The organism is Myxococcus llanfairpwllgwyngyllgogerychwyrndrobwllllantysiliogogogochensis (genome assembly GCF_006636215.1).
GTDB classification, from domain to species: Bacteria; Myxococcota; Myxococcia; order Myxococcales; family Myxococcaceae; genus Myxococcus; species Myxococcus llanfairpwllgwyngyllgogerychwyrndrobwllllantysiliogogogochensis.
In genome coordinates this window covers 1-20,498 of the sequence record NZ_VIFM01000020.1, presented here as the reverse complement: position 1 = coordinate 20,498, position 20,498 = coordinate 1, and the positions used below count along the sequence as shown (strand labels likewise).

Sequence of the window (20,498 nt, the reverse complement as noted above, 5' to 3'; positions counted from 1 at the left end):
TTCAGGAGGCTCGCCGTTTCCCTTCGTCTACGGCTCGCCGCCCACTCGCGCCGAAGCGTCTTCCGGCTGCGTGCCCTGGCCTTCCTTGCCCTGCCAGAAGCGGCGCGGGTGGTCATCACCGCGCGTGCCGTTGGAGAGCTTGTCCACCCACGGGTAGCGCTTGGCCTCCTCGGCGGTGTAGCCCAGGTTGAAGACGGTGGGGCTCTTGGGCTTCTCACCGGCCTTCGAATAGAAGGTCCCGAAGAGGCGGTCCCAGAAGTAGTTGGTGATGCCGTAGTTGCCCTGCTCGTTGTGGTAGTGGTGAGACAGGTGCAGGCGCTTGATTTCCTTCAGGAAGCCCAGCTTCGGCGTGTAGTTCAGGTGCTGGATGCAGTGGCAGAACTCATAGAAACACGTAACCACCATCGCCCAGCCCAGCGCCGCCGCCGCTCCTGACTTCCCGCCGATGAGATAGCCGATGGGCGCGATGACGCCGCCCACCGTCGGCAGCACGTTGGCCAGCGCGCCGAAGAGCACGCGCAAGTCATTGGGGTCCTGGTGGTGGTCGAAGTGGATGCGCTTCCACGTCGCCGCGGTGAAGGGCGTCTTGTAGAGGAAGCGGCTGTGCAGGATGTTCTTGTGGACCAGGTACCAGCCGAACGGGAACACCACGCTCGCGGCCAGCATGGCCAGCAGCATGCGCACCGGGTTGTCGAACCACTTCACCGCGTACACGAGGCTGACGATGCCCACGGTGATGTAGGCCAGGACCGCGTAGTACGTGAAGAACGAGTAGACGAGGTCGCCCAGCGTCATCCGGTCCAGGTTGTGCTTCCGGTGCTTCAGAAATGAAAAGGGTTCGCTGACCGCCACGGTATCCCTCGCAATTGGACGCTGCCCGCCCATGCGGCGTCGCTGTGAGTAGCAGGGGCCCGGCACCCTTGCGCCACAATCATCCGGCCTGCTTTTACGTTTTTCTGCGATGCAAGAGAAGCACCGCTGCTTGCCGGTCCGCCGGCTGGGTGCCTGCCCTCCCGCCTGGATGGGGGCCGAGTTGAGCGGCGGACTTCCCCGACAGGAGACCACGGCCCACTTTCGACGGAAGGGATCAGCGCGTGGAGGCTCCCATGGCGGAAAAGGCAGGGGAAGACAAGTCGCGGGGGAGCAGGGCCCGGGGGCAGGCAGCGGTGGCGCGGAGCGTGGAGCCGGCGGACCGAGGGACACTGGCCCTACGTCGGACCACCTCGGAGTACCGAGCCGCGGCGGAGGAGCAGGCGGCGCGGGTGCGCGAGGAAATCGAGGCGGCGCTCATCGTCGCGCGAGACACGCGAGAAGCCATCGAGCGGAGAATCGCCGACGAGCTGCACGCGCCCCCCGGCAGCTTCCGGGCGAAGACCCAGCGCAAGCAGCCGGCCCGTGTCGCCGTGCGCAAGACCCGGAGCAAGGCCAAGAAGAACTAGGGGCGCGGCGTCAGCTCCGCAGGCGCGTGGCCTCGGAGGTGGGACGCGGCGTGTCCTGCGCGTCCTCGGGGGCGGGCGGCTGGGTGGAGTCGTCACCCAGGCCCTTGAGTCGTCGCGCGAGCTGCGCGGCCTGCTCGCCCTTGGAGCCCAGCTCATGGCCCTGCACGCCGATGAAGGACACGCGGGCGCGCTCCAGCAGCGCCACCTGCGCGTGGAGCTGGGCGAACAGCCGCTCGCGCTTGCGGCTCAGGGCATCCAGGTGGTTGAGCTCCTCGCCCAGTGAGGACGCGGCGAGCTCCAGCTGGCGCCGGGCGATGGTGTCCTGGATGGCGGCGGCGCGCGCTCGCAGCTCCTTCACCTGCGCGTCCACGTCATGGGCGACCACGGAGTCCAGCTGCGCGGTGAGCGCCGCGTGGGCCTCCGCGAGCGAGAAGCTCTCCGACGCCATCTTCTCCAGCACGCCCACCAGCTCCTGCCGGCCGGTGCTCGCGGGCATGCGCAGCACCGCCGTCTTGCACTGCTGGTACAACCCGAGCGCGCGCGCGGCCAGCTCCTGCGCCTCGCCCTTGAGCGAGTCACCGAGCGCCAGGCCCCGGGCCTCCACCGTGTCGGTGTGCAGCACCAGGTGCGAGGGCAGCGTGCCGATGCTCCAGAAGAGGGCCACGCAGGCGAAGCCCACCACCAGGGACACCAGGTTCATGTCGCCCAGGAAGCGGGCATCCAGCACCTGCTGCACGTACAGGCCCACCGGGGCGAGGATGCCGGCGGCGGCGGCGCTCGCGGCGACGGCGGTGGAGGTTCCCGCGGCCTCACGGCCGTTGCCCAGCCACGTCACCAGCGCCGCGGCGATGCAGGCCGCCAGGCTCTGGGGCAGCGGGTGGGGCGCGGAGAAGAGGAACGGGAAGACGGGCAGCACGGTGAGCGCCGCGCGCAGGCCCAGCCCGTAGCCCTTCAGGGGCCTCGCGGCGGCGAGCGCGGCGGCCACCACCGCGAAGTAGCCCGGCTCCAGCGTCAGCCGGACGATGGGCGTGAAGGGCTCCCAGACGCGCAGCGCGAGCGCCGCGAAGATGCCCATGCAGGCTCCTCCCCCCAGCGCGCGAAAGGTGCGGGATTCAAACTCCTCGCGGTGGAGGAACTGCAGGGAGAGGGCCATGGGGGCTGCACCGTCCTGACTAATAGGCGTTGTTCTCGCCGAAGTTCTTCATCGTCTTCTTGTAGAGGTTCAGCGACTCGCGGCGAACGTCACCGTCATTCGACGCCCGCCCATAGGCTGCCTCTGTCTGGTCCAGCTCCGCAAGCTCCCCCGACAGCGCGGAGGGGGACGAGCCAAAAAGCTTCTTGGCGTTGCCCAGCAGACCGACGGCGGCCTTCCGGTTGCCCCGCTTCATCTCCTCCACGGCGGCGCGCATCTGCTGGGTACCCAACGCTCGCACCGCGTGCACGCGCACGTCCCGGTCCAGGTGGGCGCGCACCAGGGCGGCGTCCTCGGTGACCTGGGCCGACAGGGGCAGCGTCGCCTCCGCCGTCGCGTCGCGGGCCACGTCCAGGTAGCGCACGGTGGCGTCGAGCAGCCGCACGGGCTCGGTGGAGGCTGTCGCGCGCAGCGTCAGCTTCACGACGACACGCACGGACTGCGCGCTGGCCAGGTCGTACAGCGGCACCTTCACGACGTTGCCCTCGCGGGTGGTGGGCAGGCCCATGACCTCCACGTCGCGAACGCCCGGGGGCAGGGTCAGCCGCAGCTCCACGCGGCGGGCGACGGTGCTGGTGGCCTGGTCCAGCTCTCGGGAGAAGACCTCCGCCAGCCGGGCGGAGTTGTCGATGAAGCCGGAGAACCCGCCGCCCTGCTCGGCCATGCCGCGCATGAGGCTGGCCTGGAAGTCCTCGCCCACGCCGAGCGCGCTGACGGTGATGCCCTCGTCGCGCAGGCTGCGCGTGAGGTTGAAGAGCTCCGGCTCCGTCACGAAGCCCGTCGTCGGCTGGCCGTCACTCAGCAGGATGGCGCGGCTGACGCGGTACTGGGCGAGGTGGCCGCGCAGCGCGGTGGCCGCATCGGAGAGTCCGCCGCTGATGTTGGTGGAGCCATCCGCGCGGATGGCGCTGATGGCGGCGAGCAGCTCCTCGCGGAAGGCGTCCGTGACGAGCCGGCTGGCGATGACCTTCGTGTCGGTGCCGTAGTGGATCAACGCCAGACGGTCCTCGGGGGTGAGGCGGCTCACCAGCTCGGCGGCGGCGCGCTTGGCGTCCGTGAGCTTCTGCCCCTCCATGGAGCCGGAGCGGTCCACCACCAGGGCCATGTTCACCGGGACGCGGCGTCCGCTCTCGATGGGGCGGGCCTTGATTTCCATCCACGCGAAGGCCTCGCTGGCGCCCGGCTGGACATAGGCGCCGGACAGCTTGCCAGAGAGGGTGAGGGCGCCATCGGAGGGCTGGGCGACGATGAGCGGCAGCACGGCGGTGGCCGGCTGCTCATCCGGCTGGGCCACGGTGTGGCTGGTGTCGGTGACGGGCGGCGGAGGAGGCGGAGGAGGCCTGCCCAGCGAGAGCGCGCCCAGGGCGAGCAATCCAGCGGCGGACAGCAGCAGCAGGGTGCGGTTCATGTGTTTCCTCGGGGTGTGAGGGCTGACGTGGACGGCACAGTCTCCCGTCCGCTCCCGGGCCGCATCGGTCACCGGGAGGAGGGTCCCCCCGATGACCGATGGAGCGATGTCAGGCGTTGCGGTGGCGGGCGCTGGAGGGTGGAAGTAAACCCAGACGTCTGTCCTTGCGCAGGGGGCTTGCGCCGGCCTCGGCCACGCGGATCCACCGATTCGCTCCCAGGATTCAAGAAACGAAGCAACTCCCACCCGGGGACCCCGATAATCGGGGAGGTCGGCGTTCGTCCGCCCCGGCATTGGCCGCTGGGACTGTACCGGGTGCCTCGTTCTCAGGGAGAAGTCGTCATGACCACGATTGGCAAGTCCGGTTCGCGTCCCACCACGTCCGTGAAGCCCGAGCCGAAGCCGGAGCCGGTGAAGCAGCCCGCCCAGGCCCAGCGTCCCGACGCGGTGAAGACGGCCGTCGCGCAGCGGATGCAGGACGGCTTCGAGGCGGCCCCGCGCACGGGTGCGGCGTCCCGTCCGGTGCTCTCGGAGATTCGTGGCGAGGGTGCGCCGGTGGGTCCGGGGTCGGCCGTGGGCAAGGCCGTGGCCAAGGTCGGCGAGAAGATCAAGGACGCGGCGGCTGCCGCGGGTCCCCAGGTGAGCACCAACGCCAGTGGCCAGACGGTGGTGGACCTGGGAACGGGGAACAACACCGCGACGGTGTCGCAGGGCAAGGATGGGTCGCTGACCGTCACGTCGGGCAAGGACTCGGTGACGTTGACGGCGGAGCAGGCCAAGGGCGCCATCATCCAGGGCGGCGACGGAAACGACAGCATCACCCTGGACGCGAGCGTCACGCAGGACGTCACGGTGGACGGCGGCGCCGGCAACGACAAGCTGACGGGCGGCGCGGGCAACGACACGCTCATCGGCGGCGCGGGCAACGACGCGGTGCTGGGTGGTGCGGGCACCGACACCGTGTCGGGTGACGACGGCGACGACTACGTCGAGGGTGGCGCGGGCGACGACCTGGTGAACGGTGGCGCGGGTCGCGACGTGCTCTACGGCCTGGACGGCAATGACCTGGTGAATGGCGGCGAGGGTCGCGACTACATCGACGCGGGCGCGGGTGACGACACCGCCACGGGTGGCGCGGGTGACGACCAGGTCATCGGCGGCCGGGGCGATGACTCGCTGAGTGGTGGCGAGGGCAACGACGCGGTGGCGGGTGGCGCGGGCAAGGACACGGTCAACGGCAACGGCGGGACGGACAAGCTCTATGTCGAGGAGGGCGAGGAGAGCGCCGACTCGGCCGGAGACACGCGGACCATCGTCGACATGACGGACGCGGACAAGCGGGGCAGCTCCGTGTCGGTGAAGGGCACGCCGGAGTTCCAGGCGCGCGTGCAGTCGGACCTGGACGCGATGCGCTCGCTGCCGTCGGGCCAGGACCTGCTGCGCTCGCTGGATGACAGCGGAAAGACGACGACCATCTCGGAGACGTCCGGTGGCAACACGGCGTCCGGCACGGCCTTCAACGACGGCTTCTTCAACAAGGACGGCACGCCGGGCAAGGGCACGGACGCGACGGTGAACTACAACACCTCGCGCATCTCCCTGGGCGCTGACGAGTGGATGAACCGTCCTCCGATTGTCGGCCTGTTCCACGAGCTGGTGCACGCGTCCGACATGAACAACGGCACGCTGGCGAACGGTTCGAAGGACGGCACGCGCAACCTGGAGACGTCCGCGGTGGGTCTGCCCGTCGACCTGGACCAGAACCCGGCCACGCCGGACGTGGTGCAGGGTGGCCGCCCCGGTGAGAACGTCCTCCGCGACGACCTGAACCTGCCCACCCGGCCGCACTACTAACAGCCCTCTCGCATGAGAGCCCTGCTCCAAGCTGGCGCCTGCTGCATGGCGCTGGCGATAATCGTGGGCTGCACGCGGGCTTCGAATCAGCCCGCGCATCCGGGAGGACGCGTGGCCCATGCGCAAGTGGAGCTGAAGGTGGAGTCGGTGACGAGCGGGCCCGAGGGGCTCGCTGTCGCGTACGCGGTGCGCAACGCCTCTTCCCACGCGGTGCTGCTGGTGGACGGGCTGCCGGAGTGGGGCCCCACGGGCTACGTGGGCCTCGCGCCCGAGCGCGCCTATGTGGACCTCTCCGGTGATGGCGCGGTGCTGCTGCGTCAGCTCGTGCCCGTCCCGGAGAACCTGGACGTGGAGGCCCCCGAGGTCCCCGCCCTGAGTCGCGTGGAGCCCGGCACCACCGCGTCCCGCCGCCTGCTCGTGCCCCTGCCGCTGCGCACGTCGATGCCCTATGCCACGGGCCCCGAGGTGACGCGCGAGCTGTCCGCCGTGCGCGAGCTGCGTCTGCGCGTAGGCTACCTGCCCGCCGCGGACGACGTGCGCCTGCACGGGGCGACGGAGTCCGGAGGCACCGCGTACCGGACAGCCGAGTACGGCCAGGTGGTGACCCGCCAGCAAGTCCTGGACAGCGGGCCGCTGCCGCTGGACGGCGTGAAGTAGGACGCGCTCAGGGCTCGTGTGGCAGCACGAAGGACGGCTCGTCGTGTCCTGGAGTGGCGAAGAATCGGAACGACTCCTCGCGAGGCAGCTCGCGGAAGGCCTCTGACTTCACGGCCTTGCGCACGGCCGCGTGCGCGCACTGGAGCGTGCGCACCAGCAGCAGCTTCTTGAGCGGGACGAACACCTCCAGCTCGTTCAGCGCTTCGTCCTCGGCCAGCTCCACCAGCGTCTGTCCGGGCGAGCCCAGGTCGAAGCCGCCAGAGGAGTCGAAGTTCGTCGCGCCGAACTCCAGCACGTTCTCCGACGCCGTCTCCTCGTAGTGGTGGCCGACGAGTCCCGTGCCCCACACCACCTGCGGCACGTAGGGGCTCACGTCCCCGCCCGCCCAGTAGAGGAGCAGGGCGGACAGCGGCCGGATGCGCGCCGTGCGCACGCCGTCCCGCTCCTCCCAGGCATATGCCTCCGGACGCAGGTAGCGAGGCTGGCGGTACATCCCGAAGCTCTTCACCAGCCCCGCCGTCATCTCGGTGACGAGCCCTTCGTCCACTGCCTCGGCTTCTGCCGCCTGTTCGCGAACGAAGGCGAACCCGTCCGCCCGGCGCACCTCGTCCAGCAGCCGTGCCGCGCACGCCGGAAGGTCTCTCAGCTCCACGTCATTCCACATGCTCACGCCTCCGCGGTGGGACGTCGCAGCCGGACCAGGTCTTCCACCACGCGCCGCACGCGGCCCTCGTCGAAGGGCTTCTCCAGCAGGAGGTTCGGGATGCTGGCGAGGAACTCCCGGGCGCCCGTGGTGAAGGCCCCGCCCGACACGAAGACGAAGCGTCCCTCCAGGCCCGCGTGCTCGCGCCGCACGGACTCGTAGACGTCGCGGCCGGTCAGGTCCGGCATCATCACGTCACACAGCACCGCGTCCGGCTCCATGCCCTGCTCCAGCAGCTCCAGCGCCTGGCGTCCGCTGCAGGCGACCTCCACCTCGTGGCCCCGGAGGATGCGCTGCAACACGCGTCCCACCGCGGGCTCGTCGTCCACCACCAGCACGCGTCCTCGGGGCTGGACCAGGGGCCGGGGCGTCACGTCGAGCGCCGCCGCCACCGCGCGCGCGTCCTGCTCCATGGTGGGCAGGCTGACGCGGAAGAGGGTGCCCTTGCCCGGCTCGCTCTCCACGGTGATGTCACCGCCCAGCCCGTGGATGATGCTGTGACAGATGGACAGGCCCAGGCCCGTGCCCACGCCCACCGGCTTCGTGGTGAAGAACGGGTCGAAGATGCGGTCGATGACCTCGCGCGGAATCCCCACGCCCGTGTCCTGCACCTCCACCACCACCCGCGAGCGTCCATCACGCCGCGTCGCCAGCCGGATTTCATGCCGGTGCGCGGAGCCCTCCGGAATCGCCTGCGCCGCGTTCACCACGAGGTTCAGGAACACCTGACTCAGCTTCCCCTCGTTGGCCATCACCGAGGGAATGTCGCCGTACTCGCGCCGCAGCTGCGCGCGGTGGCGAATCTCGTTCGCCGCCATCATCGCCACCGACTCCAGCACCCCGTGCACGTCCAGCGGCGACACATTCTCCTCGTCGGGTCGGGAGAACGTCTTGAGCTGACGGACAATCTGCCGCACCCGCTCCGCGCCCTCGCAGGCCTCGTGCAGCACCTCCACCCATTCGCCCAAATCAGGCTCGCCCCGCAGCCGGGCCTGGAGCGCCGTCGCACCGTCGCCCGGAGGCAGGTTGCGGCGGAACTCGTCCGACATGAAGCTCAGGTTGGACAGCACGAAGGCCAACGGGTTGTTGATTTCGTGCGCGATGCCCGCGGCCAGCGTGCCCACCGACGCCAGCCGGTCCGCCAGCGTCAGCCTCGCCTGGAGCTGCCGCTGCTCCGTCACGTCGCGCGCGATGGACACCACCGCGGGCTGGCCGTCGAAGCGCAGGGGCAGGGACACGACCTCCGCCACACGCGTGCGTCCGTCGCGCCGCACCAGCCGCCGCTCACCGGTGAGCGCGCCCGCCCTCACCGCCTCCGTGCCGCGCATGTCCTTCACGAACTCAGACAACTGACGGCCCACCAGTTGCTCCGCGCGCTCGAAGCCCAGCGTGCCCACCAGCGCCGCGTTCGCGTAGACGATGTGCCCGTCCCGCTCAATCGCCGCCGCGTCCGGCACGCCCTCCAGCAGCGCGCGGAAGCTGGCCTCGGACAGGCGCAGCGCTTCCTCGGCCTGACGTCGCTCGGTGATGTCGCGCGCAAGGCCCTCCACCGCCACCATGCGCCCCATCGGGTCCGTCACCGGGACGACGACGTGCTCCAGCCACAGCGTGCGCCCATCCGGATGCAGGTAGCGCACCGTCACCGGCGCACCGGCCGAGGCGCGCGGGGCCTCCAGCAGTCGCTCCAGCGCGTCCCGGTCCTCTGGATGCACGCGCCGGTACCACAGGTCCGCGTCGCCGTAGTGCGCCACCGGCCCGTAGCCCAGCTTCGCGTGCGCCACGCGGCTGACGTAGACGAAGCCCCTGGGCGCCTCGCAGCGGTACAGGTACAGCACGTCCGACGCGTTCTCCGCGAGCTGCCGGAAGCGCCGCTCCCGCTCGCGCAGCGCGCGCTCGGACTCCTTGCGCTCCAGCGCCACGGAGATGGCGCCCGCCGCCGCGGACAACAGGTCCACCTCCAACCGGTCCCAGCGCCGCGCCTCCGCGCAGTTGTCGAAGCCCACGAAGCCCGTCAGCACGCCCTGCACGCGCAGCGGCAGCACCAGGATGGAGAGGATGCCCTGCGGCTCCAACAGCTCGCGCTCCACGGGGGGGAAGGTCTCGACCAGCCCCTCGATGACGTCCCCGCGCGACAGCGTCTTCGCCCACCGCTCCAGGTTCGGCTCCATCGGCAGGTTCTGGAGCTCCGGGTTGTCTATCTCCGCGCGCACGCCGGGCGCGCACCACTCCGCGCGTTGACTGCACCAGCGCTCTCCCGCGGGGCCCGGGTGCAGCTCGAAGACGTACACACGACTGGCGCCCGACGACTGGCCCAGGGGCTCCAGCACCGGCCCGTACAAATCTCCGCCGTCACGCACCGCCAGCAGCCGCTGCTGCATCTCCACCAGCGCGGTGAGGTAGCGCTCTCGCCGCGCCAGCGCGCCGTCGGAGGCCTTGCGCTCGGTGATGTCGTTGAGCGTCCCGGACGTGCCCAGCACCGCGCCGTCCTCGCCCACCATCAGTCGCCCGTAGACCTCCACCCACCGGAAGCCGCCGCCGCGATTCACGTAGCGCACCTCCGTGCGCACGTACTCCAGCTCCTTCGTCACCAGCCGCCGCAAGCCCTCCAGGCTGCGCCGCTGGTCCTCCTCGTAGACGAACTCCGAGAAGGGCTTGCCGAGCGAGTCCTCCACCGTGTGGCCCGTGATTTCCGTCCACGCCGGGTTGAGGAACGTCCACGCACCCTGCGCGTCCGTCTGGAAGACGACCTCCTTCAGGCTGTCGATGACGAGCCGGTACCGGCGCTCGTGGGGAGTCCAATCAGGCCTGGCGGGCGGCGTCTGCATGTTGAGGCTCGAGGAAGTGGACGCGTCGCACGAACGAGGAGTCCGGGCGATGTACAACTATCCAACGATTCAGGATTTCCTGCAGTACAGGCAAGGGGGCTGACCTGACCCCAGGAAGGTTGGGATTCAGACCGCGCCCTCTCAGGTGTTGAGCGAGGGCGGGGAGCTGTCTTCCTTCGGGCGGGTCGGGATGCCACCATGCCACGAGCAGAAATCCCCTGAACTCATGTCCTCTGGCCGCGCCCAGCTTTCGAAGATTCGTCAGGTGCTCGTGGAACGGGCGGAAGCCCGGCTGAGCGACGCGGCCCTTCGTCTGCTCATCGAGCAGACGGGCGAAGCGCTCCTGCTGATGGATGCCGCGGGCCATGTCCTGGCCTTCAACGCCGAGGCGGGACACCAGTTCCGCATCCCCGTTCCGGAGCGCCTGGAGCATGGCTGCCTGCCTGGGTGCGACTGGGTGCGCCCGGAGAACGCGTCCGTGCCACTGGAAGTTTCTCCGCTGACGCGTGCGCTCGCGGGAGAAGGGGTTCGCGAGGAGCGCTGGGGACTGCGCCGGCCGGATGGCACGGTGGTGGTGCTCCGAGGCAGCGTGTTCCCGATATCGCCCGCCGGGAGCGCGGAGGAGGCTCCGTCGGGGGTCCTCCTGCGTGCGCGGGAGGAGCTGCTGCCCCGCCTGGACGCGACGCGGGCCGCGAGGCTTCTGGCCGAGGCGGGCGCGCTGCTGGGCGCCGAGCTGGAGACCGAGGCGCAGATGGAGCCGCTGCTGCGGCTGCTGGTGCCCTCGCTGGCGGACGCGGGCGTGCTCTTCCTGGGCTCGTCGGGCGAGTCGGTGCGCGCCGTCGCCGCCGTGCACGCGGAACCCGAGCGGCACGTGCTGCTCGTGGAGATGTTGTGCCGGTATCCGCCGGACACGCTGGACCCTCGGGGCCTGCCCTCCTTGTTCCTCACGGGCCGGACGGAGCGGACGGCGGAGCTGACGGAGGAGCAGCAGGTGGCCCTCACGCGGGACGCGGAGCACGCGCGGCTCCTGCTCTCGCTGGGGCTGAGCAGCTACCTGGGCGTACCGCTGGTGGCGCGCGGGCGCATCATCGGCGCGCTGGCGCTGTTCCGCACGGACGGGGCGCCGGCCTTCGGTGACGAGGACGAGCGACTGGCGGAGGAACTCTCGCGGCGCACGGCGCTGTCGCTGGACAACGCGCGGCTCTTGCGTGAAGCGCGCGAGGCGGTGCGCCTGCGCGACGAGTTCCTGGGCATCGCGAGTCACGAGCTGAAGACGCCGCTGACGCCGCTGCACCTCAAGGTGCAGTTGCTCCAGAAGCAGGTGGACCTGCTGGCGGCGAATGGCAAGCCCGTGTCCGCGGAGCGCGTCTCCGAGACGCTGGACGTGGTGCAGCGCCAGGTGCGCAAGCTGACGAGCCTGGTGGACAACCTGCTGGACGTGTCGCGCATCACCGCCGGCCGCTTGAAGCTGGAGCTGGAGGAGATGGACCTGGCGAGCGTCGCGGCGGAAATCCTCTACCGCTTCGCACCCTCCGCGGCGCAGTTGCACTGCTCGCTGGAGATGCACGCGCCGGTGCCGGTGCTGGGCCGGTGGGACCGGCTGCGGCTGGAGCAGGTGGTGACCAACCTGCTCTCCAACGCGCTGAAGTACGGCGCCGGCCAACCCGTGCGCCTGCTCGTGGAGGCGGATGGGCGCACCGCGCGCCTCATCGTGGAGGACGGGGGCATCGGCATCTCCGCTCGGGACTTGCCGCGCATCTTCGAGCGCTTCGAGCGCGCGGTGAGCGACAGGCACTACGGCGGCCTGGGCCTGGGGCTCTACATCACCCGGCAGATTGTCGAGGCCTTCGGCGGCACGGTGAAGGCCACCAGCGAGCTGGGGCGCGGCTCCACCTTCGTGCTGGAGCTTCCGCGCGGCGACATCCCGGAGGAATGGCTGTCGGTGCCTGGCGCGCCCGAACCCAAGCCTTGAGGCGAGGGCCGTGGACGCTCAGGCCGCCACGTCGGTGACCTGGGGCTCGACGAGGCGAGGCAGGCGCACGTGGAAGGCGCTGCCCTGCTGCGGCCCCGGGCTCTCCGCCCAGATGGTGCCGCCATGGCGGTCCACGATTTCGCGGCAGATGAAGAGGCCCAGGCCCAGGCCGCCGTAGTGCCGCGCGGTGGCGTTGGACGCGCGAGCGAATGGGCGGAACAGGCCCGCCAGGCTCTCCGGGGGAATGCCGATGCCCTGGTCCTTCACGTGGATGAGGACGTGGTCCGCCGCCTCCTCCAGCGTCACGCACACCGCGCCGCCCTGGGGCGAGTAGCGCACGGCGTTGCTCACCAGGTTGGTGATGACCTGGTCCAGCCGGGGCGCGTCCCAGTCGCCCTCCACGGGATGTTCGGGCACGCGCAGCTCGAAGGTGATGCCGCCCTCGCCGCGCAGCTCGAAGCGCTCCATCACCTCGCGCAGCACCGGCGTCAGGTCCACGCGCTGTCGCTCCAGCTCGAAGCGTCCGCCCTGGATGCGCGCGGTGTCGAGCAGGTCATCCACCAGCCTCGCCAGTCGCTCCGTCTGCCGGGCCATGGAGCGCAACGCCTTGAGCAGCCGCTCGCGCTCCGGGAAGTCGCCGCTCTTCTCCAGGCGCTGGAGCGTGAGCGCGGCGAAGCCCTTGAGTGGCGTCAGCGGCGTGCGCAGCTCGTGGCTCGCCACGCTGAGGAACTCCTCGCGCGTGCGCACCGCTTCCTTCAGCTCCTGCTGCGCCGCGCCCGTGCGGTCCGCCATCTCGTTGAAGCCGCGCGCCAGCTCCCCCAGCTCGTCGTCCTCCTCCACCTCCACGCGTCGGGCCAGGTCACCCGCGGCCAGGGCGGCGGTGGCCTCGCGCAGCGTGTCGAGTCGGCGGATGACGTCGCGCGCGACCAACTGGGAGAGGCCCAGGGCCATCAGCACGCCCATCAGCACCAGCCCCACCACCGCCGCGCTCATGCGCGTAATCGCCGCGTACGCGACGCCCAGCTCCTGCGTCACGACGACGCTCCACGGCGAGCCCTCCACCGGGGCCTCGGCCGCGAGCACGCGCCGGTCCGCCGCGTCGAAGGCCTCCAGCACGCCCCCACCTGGACGCTCCAGTTCCTCGCGCAGCGCCTCCGGCAGGTGGGCTTCGCCCAACAACTGCGCGCCCTCGGCGGTGTCTCGAAGCACCTTCTGGCCGCGCCTATCCAACACCTGCACGCGGAAGCGCTGGGACGCGGGCGTGGCGGCCTCACTCAGCCGCTCCAGGGACAAGAGGCCCACCAGCACTCCGCGCCGGGAGCCCTCCAGCTCGAACGGCAGGGCCACCGCCACCAGCGGATGGTTGTGCGGACGGATGAAGGGCAGCGACAGGGGCAGCTCGCCGGGCGCGGGGGGCTCGGGGAAGTACCCCTGGATGTTGAAGCCCCAGCCCTCCGGCCCCTCGGACGTGGCCAGCACCTGGGCGTTCTCGTCCATGGTCAACGCGGCGTGGAAGGTGCGCTCGCGCGCGGCGAGGTTCGCCAGGTACGGCTCCAACCGCTCCCGCTCTCCGCTGGCGAGCGCCGCGCGGAAGCCCGGGGACTCCAGCAGCAGGTGCAGCGACTCGCGCGAGTCGTCCAGGTAGCGCCGCAGGAAGTCCGCCTCGCCCGCGGCGGCGTAGCGCGTGTCGTCGCGCACCTGCTTCTCGATGGCCCGCTGTGCCATGTACGCGGCGAGCCCGCCCAGCGCGAGCAGCGGCACCAGTCCGGCGAAGGCCAGCCCTCGCAGGAGCTTCCAGCCCACGGTGCGCGGCGCGCGCGGTCGCCAGTTCATTGCCTGGGCCACGCACGCGAGGGCCAGCACGGTGTACACGCTCGCGCCCAGCCACGCGGAGCCTCGGGCCAGCGCGTAGGCCAGAAGCCCGTAGGGCACCGCCAGCGCGCCCATCAGCAGCGCGGGCATGCGCGGGTGCAGCCAGCGCGTGGGCAGCAGCAGCCCCACGCCGCCCACGGTGAACAGCAGCCCCACCACCGGGCGCAACGGGGACAGGTGCGCGTAGACGGACAAGGGGAAGCGCTCGGGCGCGGTGAGCAGCGCCACGCCGAAGGCGGTGCCGGTGAGGGCCGCCAGCATGCGCAGGGTGGGCCGCTGGCGCATGGACGGCCACGCCTCCAGCAGCAGCCCGATGAAGAACAGCGGATACAGCACGATGCCCGTGAGGCTGCCGGGCATGACATTCAGCACCCACCAGTACAGGCCGATGGCCGCGCCGAGCAGCACGCGTCCGCCCACGTCCAGCCAGCGCGGGGCGCGCGGATACAAGAGCGCGCCCATCAAGCAGATGCTGCCGGTGAGGTAGGTGAGTCCCAGCAGGCGAACGTACGGGTAGAGCGGCCGGAAGGCGGCCACGCGGAACTCGTACGGCACATACGTCATCAGCACGCCGAACAGCAGGCCGATGAGGGCGGCGGGCCACGTGAGCGGCAGCAGCGTCGAGTTGGAGGGCGCCTGGAGTGAACGCGGTGCGGGAAGTGGGAACATCTTCCTGGATTCACGCGTGTCAGGGCCCATGGGTTCTAGTGCTCGCTGACGTTTCGTCGGGGGCAGGACACCCCGGACGACAGGGGTGGGACACCCGGGCTCAGGCGACCTCGAGCACCGTCCACTCGCGCACCTCGCCCGCCAGGGTGACTTCGATGGTGTCGCCCGCCTTGCGGCCCATGAGCGCGCGGCCCACGGGGGATGCGGGGGTGATGACGGACAGGAAGCCGTCGCCGCCGGGGCCGGTGAGCTCCGTGCCCGCGCCCACGGGCAGCACGAAGAAGGTGCGCTCGGCGAAGCCCTCTTCGTCCTCGGTGCTCACATCCACCAGCGCGCCCAGGCCCACGGGCCCCTGACGCGGGAAGCGCGGCACCGGCCCCTGGCCGAAGTTGGAGAGCGCCTTGAGCTCCTCCTGCACGCGACGGGCGCGATTCGCCTGTCCCGTGGCCAGGCTGCCGAACTCCAGCGCGGCGCGGCCGTCCTCTCGCTTCTCCGACTCGGTGGCCAGACTGCGGGCCGCCTCGCGGGCCTCGGCCTCGGCCCGGTGGGCCAGCCTGTCGCTCTGCTGGAGGCGCTCGGCGAGCTGGAGCATCAATGCCTGCTTGTCGAGTGACATGATGGCACAGAACTGTAGCGCCCCTCCGTGACACCTCCAGTTTTTGGCCTCTCGTACGATGGAGTGCGGGCCGTGGATGCGGGCATGTGCGTGAAGGCCGGCGCGATGCGACATCCCCTGGGGCCCCCCGTTCTCCTGCCGGTATGTGGCCCGCGTCTTCGCGATGCTCTCAACGAGTAGGAGCCCGGTGTGAACGAGGAAGAACTGAGGGCGCGGGTGCGCGCCATCTCCGACGAGGTGATGGCCGGTGTGGCGAACGTGAATGTCGCGACGTATCCGACCTCCCGCTCCGCGTTCGTGGGCATCGACTTGATTGATGAGAGAGTGGGACTCGTCATCACGCGTTTCCTCGCGTCGACGCGGGGCGAGGTGAGGTTTCCGCTGTGGGCCCGGCAGCGCGGGCTCTTCGAGCGGGCGACGGAGCTGGCGCGGCGGCTGGGGGCCCTGGACACCGGGCCGAACCCGGCCGACGACGTGCTGGAGCTGGAGGCGCTCGCGCTCGGCCAGGAGCTGCTCGAGCCCGCGGGGCAGGACGCGGCGACGGAGTGGCTCGATGACGGGCACCTCGCGGTGGGAATCGAGACGTTCGACGAGGAGGACTGGAGCTTCCGCTTCGAGGCGCTCGCCACGACACACGGTGACGTGCCGATGCTGGGGCTGGCGCGGCGCTTGGGGTTGGAGTCGCAGGCGGAGGCGCTGGCGAAGCGACTGGGGGCGCTGGGCTTCGTGCCCGAGGAGGTGCTGCCCGAGGACGAGGTGGCCCTGGTGCCCGGCGTGGTGGAGGGCGTGATTCGGGTCTTCGAATACGGCCATCACCCGCTGGACCAGGTCTTCGACTACACGGGCAGCTCCGACTGGGACGACGTGGTGGATGTGCGGGTCCAGCGGAGGGTGATGGAGCAATTCCTCGCGTTCATCCGGGCGCGGGCGGAGGAGGAGAAGACGTGGCCGGAGGTCATTGCCTCCGACCGGTTGGAGGCGGCCTTCCAGGAGCTGCGGCGCGAGGGCTTCGTCGCGGAGGTGTCGGCCTCCACCACGCTGAGCGGCGGGTGGGAGGTGTCCCGGGGCGTGGCGGATGAGCGCCGGGCGAAGGGGGAGAAGATTCGGGGCACGGTGTTCTTCCACGAGCAGGACACGGACTCCGCGCTGGAGGGGCATCCGCTGCACCTGGCCTACGGCCTGGTGAACGACGTGGAGGATGACGACAGGGAAGGCGAGCTGTCGGAGGAAGAGGACGCGAAGGTGTCCGCGCAGGCGGAGGAGGTGGGCCGCGTCATCGTGGAGACCCTGCGCAAGCACGGCTTCGAGCCGGAGTGGAATGGCCACGCGCACTCCCGCATCGTCCTCATGCCCGCCTTCACCTGGCGGCGCAGGCGTGTGCATGTCGACACCACGGAGACGCTGAGGCTCGGCGCCCGGCAGTTCGCCATGAGCCTGCTGGTGGAGTTCCTTCCCCGGTTGCGCAGCCTCACGTTGGAGATGGACGGAGGGATGAAGCTGGAGGACGTGCGCTCGGACAGCGTGACGGAGCTCACCCTCGAGTACACGCGGGAGGATGACGCCCGCGACAGGCTGGATGGGCTCGTCGCCCTGGTGAAGCCGCGCTTCCCCAGTCTTCAGACGCTCATCGTCCAGTCGGAGGAGGACTTCTCGCAGACGGTGGACCTCCACGCGGGAGGGGCGGAGGAGTGAGCGGCGCGTTTCGCCGTGAAGGCAACACGGGCTCGTGTGAAGCGCGCGCCACTGTTGCCTGAATCAGGCATGCTGCCGCGCATGACGCCCCAGGAACTGTCCCAGAAGGCCCGGCAGCTCGTCGCGGATGGCGCGGTGCTGCTGGACGTGCGCACCCCCCAGGAGTTTCAGCAGGGCCACCCCGACGTCGCGCGCAACATCCCCGTGCAGGAGCTGCCCCAGCGTGTCGCCGAGGTGGGCCCGCCCGGCACCCCCGTGGTGGTGTATTGCGCCGCCGGTGGTCGCAGCGCGGTGGCCTCACAAATTTTGCGCGCCAATGGTTTCCCGGACGTGTTCGACCTGCGGTCCGTGAACAACTGGTAACCCTCTGTCCGGGCTGGAGGGGCCGGACGCGTGGCGCGTGACATGGGGCGCGGCTTGGAGCAGCGTGCCGCCGCTCCCGTCATGAATCGCACCGCTGGCTTCCTCATCGTGGCCCTGTCCGGAGCGTGCTTCGGCGCGCTCGGACTCTTCGGCCGCCTCGCCTATGCGGCGGGCGCGGACGTCTTCACGCTGCTCTTCCTGCGCTTCACGTTCGCCGGAGCGGTGCTGGCCGCCTTCATGGTGGCCATGCGCCAGCCGTTGCCGAAGGGCCGCCTGCTGGTGGGGCTCATCCTGCTGGGCGCGGTGGGCTACGTGAGCGAGGCGGGCGTGTACTTCGCCGCGCTCCAGTTCGCTCCCGCGGGGCTGGTGGCCCTGCTGCTGTATTCGTTCCCCGCGCTGGTGGCGCTTCTTCAAGTCCTGGTGTTCCGCGAGCGCCTGGGCCGGCTCAAGTGGGTGGCGGTGGTGCTGGCCCTGTGTGGCACGGGGCTGACGGCGGACCTGCGGCAGGGCGCGGTGACGCCGACGGGCGTCTTCCTGGGCCTGCTGTCCGCGCTGCTCTACGCGGTGTACGTCGTCACCAGCGCGCGGGTGGCGGGCAAGGCGGGGCCGCTGGTCTCCAGCACCGTCATCCTCTCGTCCGCGGGCCTCGTCTTCGGCCTGGCCATGCTGGTGAAGGGGCCGTCCTTTCCCACCACGGGCCTGGGCTGGGGCGCGGTGGTGGGGCTGTCGCTCATCTCCACCGTGGCCGCCGTCTTCCTCTTCTTCCTCGGCATGGCGCGCATCGGCCCGGTGAACACCTCGCTGGTGTCCAACATGGAGCCGCTGACGGCGGTGGTGCTGAGCGCGCTCTTCCTCGACGAGCGGCTCAGTCTGCGTCAGGTGTTTGGCGGCGCGCTCATCCTCACCGCCGCCGTGCTGCTGGCCCGCTCGGACACGCCGGGGGCGAACCTGAAGCCCCCTGAGGACGCGGCAGCCGAAGGGCCCGCGTAGTCCGTGCCGAGCGCTACCGGGACACGCGCCGCAGGAACTGGCTCACGTCGCGCACGAACGTCTGGGGAAGCTCCGCGTGGGGCGCGTGGCCGGTGTTCGGGTAGAGGATGAATCGCGCATCGGGCAGCGCGTTGACGAGCGCCTGCTGCTGCGCGACGGGGAAGAAGCCGTCCTGGTCTCCGCCCACCACGAGCACGGGCACGCGGATGGAGCGCAGGCGCGCGGAGTGGTCCTCCGCGAGCATGCCGTCCAGCGTGTCCTGCCACACGCGCGCGGGGACCTTCAGGCTCTCCGAGATGAGCGTGTCCAGGTACGAGGCGGGGACGGGGCGTACGAAGGTGCTCGACTGGAACTCGCGGACGAAGTCCGGGTCCACGGTGCCCACCTGCTCGTCGACGACGGACTTGAGGAACAGCGCCACCTCGTTGCCGGCGACGGTGGGCGCCGAGCCGACCAGCACCAGGGCCTCCACGCGGCGCGGGAAGTCCAGCGCCACCTGCTGCGCGATGAAGCTGCCCATGGAGTGGCCGACGATGATGGCGCGTCGCTCGCCGACGGCGTCGAGGAAGGCCGCCACGTCCGCGGCGAAGAACTGCTGCGTGTAGCAACACACCGGGCGCGGGGAGTCCCCGTGTCCGCGCTGGTCCAGCGCGTAGATGTGGAAGTCACGGGAGAAGAGGGACAGGTTCAAGTCCCAGGTGTGGTGCGAGTCCGTGTAGCCATGAAGGAAGACCACGGCGGGGCCGTGGCGCGAGCCCTGCTCCACGTAGCGCAGCGTGACGCCGGTGCGCAGTCGGATGGAGCGCTCGCGGGGCGCGGAGGAGGACAGCTCGCTGGACTGCTCTGACTGGGCTTCGACTTGCGAAGGGGTCTCGGAAGGCGCGGGCTCGGAGGCGGGGCCACAGGCGAGAAGGGGCAGCGTGAGCAGGGCGGCGAGGAGCATCTTCATGGGTGCGTGCCTTGTTCAGAGCCGGCGGGAAATCCGCCGTGACGTCCATCATTCTACGACTACCTCTGACATTGCCTCCTCTGGCGTGACGTCTGGGGTCGTATCCACTCAGGGACGAGGTGAACCAGACCCGGAAGCTGTGTCTGTCATCAGCCGGGGCGGAAGGTTTCCGTCCGAGCGAAATCAAGTATCAGACATGTCTCAGCGCAGGAGTTGGAGGGCGTCGAGGAGGCTCGCGTCGGCGGGGCGGTCCGCGCGGTCGTCGCCGAGGTAGCGCCAGACGATGTGGCCCTGGGCATCGACGAGGAAGGTGGCGGGCCGGGCGATGTGGATGCCGTCGAGGCCGAGCGCCTTGTAGACGTCATAGGCCTTGGCGACGGTGCGTTGTTCGTCGACGAGGAGGGGGAAGGGGAGGGCGTTGAGGGCAAGCCAGCTCTTCACCCAGTGGCGGCCCTGGCAGACGACGCCGACGAGGTCCACGCCGCGCGCCTGCAGGGTGGTGTGCAGTGGGGAGAGGCGCTCCAGGAAGGCCTGACAGGACGAGCACCAGGTGCCGCGCAGGAAGGTGATGAGGGTGGGGCGGCCGTGACGGAGCAGGGGGCGCTCGACGTCGTGGGCGGGGTCCAGCAGGAAGAATGACGGAGCGCGGAGCGGCTGCGGCGGGGCGGCGAGCTGAGGCATGGGGCACGTCCTGGGGTGGCGCGAGCGTGCGCGCCATATGACGAACCCTGGTACGTGCGACCCTTCCAGGAGGTTTCAGGAGGCTTCGTCGGCGGACTTGGACTCTTCTTTTTCAGCGTCCGGTGCATCCGAGGAAGGGGCAGGTCCGTACACGGGCTCGCTGGAGGGGGCGGGGGGCGGCTCCCTGTAGACGGGCTGGGTGTTGGACCGGGTGCTCGGGTGGTCGAAGCGGTCGATGGGGAGCAGTGGGGCAACCCACCAATAGTTGCTGCAGCCCGTGAGAAGCAGACTCGCGACAACGGCGATGGTGACGTGGCGCATGCGTGACTCCAACCGGCCCTGAGTGCCCGCACCATAACCGGGATTTCCGTGCAGGCGACTCGCGATGAATTCGCGGGGGAAAGGGCTCGCGAGGGGATGACACCTGGCTCGCGGAATTTGCGCATCCGGGCTGCCCGTACGGTGCGTTGCCCGGCACGACGCGCCGCGTCCTGGTGGTGAGCCTCCTGTAACCTTTCGCCCCCCATTTTCGTGGAGTCGTCGAGTGCTCGGGATTTTCCCGGGCATGACTCGACGGAGGGCGGACATGGAAGCGAAGAAGGTGGCGGTGGTGGGC

Annotated in this window: 17 protein-coding genes; 7 read left to right on the top strand and 10 right to left on the bottom strand. The window is 70.4% G+C overall.

What is annotated here, in order from left to right; all coding sequences use genetic code 11:
• Positions 1-27: 27 nt before the first annotated feature.
• Positions 28-852 (bottom strand): sterol desaturase family protein, encoded by an 825-nt coding sequence (locus tag FJV41_RS07285; RefSeq protein ID WP_141641687.1) that lies wholly within the window; start codon positions 850-852, stop codon positions 28-30.
• 254 nt (positions 853-1,106) lie between these two features.
• Between FJV41_RS07285 and FJV41_RS07280 the strand changes: the two genes are divergently transcribed.
• Complete coding sequence (locus FJV41_RS07280; protein ID WP_246137061.1) at positions 1,107-1,439, top strand: hypothetical protein; 333 nt, start codon at positions 1,107-1,109, stop codon at positions 1,437-1,439.
• 10 nt (positions 1,440-1,449) lie between these two features.
• Here the strand turns inward: FJV41_RS07280 and FJV41_RS07275 are convergent, their stop codons facing one another.
• Positions 1,450-2,592 carry a hypothetical protein gene (locus tag FJV41_RS07275; protein ID WP_141641686.1) on the bottom strand — a complete coding sequence of 381 codons (1,143 nt, stop codon included), beginning with the start codon at positions 2,590-2,592 and terminating at the stop codon, positions 1,450-1,452.
• A gap of 19 nt (positions 2,593-2,611) precedes the next feature.
• Positions 2,612-4,039 carry a vWA domain-containing protein gene (locus FJV41_RS07270; protein ID WP_141641685.1) on the bottom strand — a complete coding sequence of 476 codons (1,428 nt, stop codon included), beginning with the start codon at positions 4,037-4,039 and terminating at the stop codon, positions 2,612-2,614.
• A 342-nt stretch (positions 4,040-4,381) separates the two neighbouring features.
• Here FJV41_RS07270 and FJV41_RS07265 point away from each other — a divergent pair, with 342 nt between their 5' ends.
• Complete coding sequence (locus tag FJV41_RS07265) at positions 4,382-5,893, top strand: M91 family zinc metallopeptidase (RefSeq protein WP_141641684.1); 1,512 nt, start codon at positions 4,382-4,384, stop codon at positions 5,891-5,893.
• A 45-nt stretch (positions 5,894-5,938) separates the two neighbouring features.
• Positions 5,939-6,550, top strand: coding sequence for a hypothetical protein (locus tag FJV41_RS07260; RefSeq protein ID WP_246137060.1), 612 nt, complete (start codon positions 5,939-5,941; stop codon positions 6,548-6,550).
• Positions 6,551-6,557: 7 nt separating this feature from the next.
• Here FJV41_RS07260 and FJV41_RS07255 read toward each other — a convergent pair whose 3' ends face one another.
• A complete protein-coding gene (locus tag FJV41_RS07255; protein ID WP_141641682.1) occupies positions 6,558-7,220 on the bottom strand; it encodes a hypothetical protein in 663 nt (220 codons plus the stop codon).
• Entirely contained in the window at positions 7,217-10,078 is a 2,862-nt protein-coding gene (locus FJV41_RS07250; RefSeq protein WP_141641681.1) for a PAS domain S-box protein, read from the bottom strand. The genes FJV41_RS07255 and FJV41_RS07250 overlap by 4 nt, the downstream gene beginning before the upstream one ends.
• A gap of 226 nt (positions 10,079-10,304) precedes the next feature.
• On the opposite strand from FJV41_RS07250, the gene FJV41_RS07245 reads away from it, so the two are divergent.
• Positions 10,305-12,050, top strand: coding sequence for a sensor histidine kinase (locus tag FJV41_RS07245; protein ID WP_181790461.1), 1,746 nt, complete (start codon positions 10,305-10,307; stop codon positions 12,048-12,050).
• Positions 12,051-12,068: 18 nt separating this feature from the next.
• Here the strand turns inward: FJV41_RS07245 and FJV41_RS07240 are convergent, their stop codons facing one another.
• Positions 12,069-14,591: a sensor histidine kinase gene (locus FJV41_RS07240; protein ID WP_246137059.1), complete on the bottom strand. Its 2,523-nt coding sequence runs from the start codon at positions 14,589-14,591 to the stop codon at positions 12,069-12,071.
• Positions 14,592-14,691: 100 nt separating this feature from the next.
• Positions 14,692-15,207, bottom strand: a complete 516-nt coding sequence (locus FJV41_RS07235) for a GreA/GreB family elongation factor (protein ID WP_141641679.1) — start codon at positions 15,205-15,207, stop codon at positions 14,692-14,694.
• Between the two features lie 189 nt (positions 15,208-15,396).
• Here FJV41_RS07235 and FJV41_RS07230 point away from each other — a divergent pair, with 189 nt between their 5' ends.
• From FJV41_RS07230 to FJV41_RS07220, 3 genes are all read left to right on the top strand, one after another.
• Positions 15,397-16,899: a DUF6891 domain-containing protein gene (locus FJV41_RS07230; RefSeq protein ID WP_141641678.1), complete on the top strand. Its 1,503-nt coding sequence runs from the start codon at positions 15,397-15,399 to the stop codon at positions 16,897-16,899.
• 81 nt (positions 16,900-16,980) lie between these two features.
• Positions 16,981-17,262 (top strand): rhodanese-like domain-containing protein, encoded by a 282-nt coding sequence (locus tag FJV41_RS07225; protein WP_141641727.1) that lies wholly within the window; start codon positions 16,981-16,983, stop codon positions 17,260-17,262.
• Positions 17,263-17,292: 30 nt separating this feature from the next.
• Positions 17,293-18,252 carry a DMT family transporter gene (locus FJV41_RS07220; RefSeq protein ID WP_246137058.1) on the top strand — a complete coding sequence of 320 codons (960 nt, stop codon included), beginning with the start codon at positions 17,293-17,295 and terminating at the stop codon, positions 18,250-18,252.
• Positions 18,253-18,265: 13 nt separating this feature from the next.
• Here the strand turns inward: FJV41_RS07220 and FJV41_RS07215 are convergent, their stop codons facing one another.
• The 3 genes from FJV41_RS07215 to FJV41_RS07205 form a co-directional block, all read right to left on the bottom strand.
• A complete protein-coding gene (locus FJV41_RS07215; protein WP_141641676.1) occupies positions 18,266-19,201 on the bottom strand; it encodes an alpha/beta fold hydrolase in 936 nt (311 codons plus the stop codon).
• 201 nt (positions 19,202-19,402) lie between these two features.
• The gene (locus FJV41_RS07210; protein ID WP_141641675.1) at positions 19,403-19,882 is read right to left on the bottom strand and encodes a peroxiredoxin family protein; all 480 of its coding nucleotides are present in this window, start codon (positions 19,880-19,882) and stop codon (positions 19,403-19,405) included.
• Positions 19,883-19,957: 75 nt separating this feature from the next.
• Positions 19,958-20,203 carry a hypothetical protein gene (locus FJV41_RS07205; RefSeq protein WP_141641674.1) on the bottom strand — a complete coding sequence of 82 codons (246 nt, stop codon included), beginning with the start codon at positions 20,201-20,203 and terminating at the stop codon, positions 19,958-19,960.
• Between the last annotated feature and the right edge of the window lie 295 nt (positions 20,204-20,498).

Bases quoted from the DNA above. Each gene is read 5' to 3' on its own strand.
- FJV41_RS07280 (WP_246137061.1), top strand. From the start codon at position 1,107: ATGGCGGAAAAGGCAGGGGAAGACAAGTCGCGGGGGAGCAGGGCCCGG.
- FJV41_RS07275 (WP_141641686.1), bottom strand. From the start codon at position 2,592: ATGGCCCTCTCCCTGCAGTTCCTCCACCGCGAGGAGTTTGAATCCCGC.
- FJV41_RS07270 (WP_141641685.1), bottom strand. From the start codon at position 4,039: ATGAACCGCACCCTGCTGCTGCTGTCCGCCGCTGGATTGCTCGCCCTG.
- FJV41_RS07265 (WP_141641684.1), top strand. From the start codon at position 4,382: ATGACCACGATTGGCAAGTCCGGTTCGCGTCCCACCACGTCCGTGAAG.
- FJV41_RS07260 (WP_246137060.1), top strand. From the start codon at position 5,939: ATGGCGCTGGCGATAATCGTGGGCTGCACGCGGGCTTCGAATCAGCCC.
- FJV41_RS07250 (WP_141641681.1), bottom strand. From the start codon at position 10,078: ATGCAGACGCCGCCCGCCAGGCCTGATTGGACTCCCCACGAGCGCCGG.
- FJV41_RS07245 (WP_181790461.1), top strand. From the start codon at position 10,305: ATGTCCTCTGGCCGCGCCCAGCTTTCGAAGATTCGTCAGGTGCTCGTG.
- FJV41_RS07240 (WP_246137059.1), bottom strand. From the start codon at position 14,591: ATGTTCCCACTTCCCGCACCGCGTTCACTCCAGGCGCCCTCCAACTCG.
- FJV41_RS07235 (WP_141641679.1), bottom strand. From the start codon at position 15,207: ATGTCACTCGACAAGCAGGCATTGATGCTCCAGCTCGCCGAGCGCCTC.
- FJV41_RS07225 (WP_141641727.1), top strand. From the start codon at position 16,981: ATGACGCCCCAGGAACTGTCCCAGAAGGCCCGGCAGCTCGTCGCGGAT.
- FJV41_RS07215 (WP_141641676.1), bottom strand. From the start codon at position 19,201: ATGAAGATGCTCCTCGCCGCCCTGCTCACGCTGCCCCTTCTCGCCTGT.
- FJV41_RS07210 (WP_141641675.1), bottom strand. From the start codon at position 19,882: ATGCCTCAGCTCGCCGCCCCGCCGCAGCCGCTCCGCGCTCCGTCATTC.
- FJV41_RS07205 (WP_141641674.1), bottom strand. From the start codon at position 20,203: ATGCGCCACGTCACCATCGCCGTTGTCGCGAGTCTGCTTCTCACGGGC.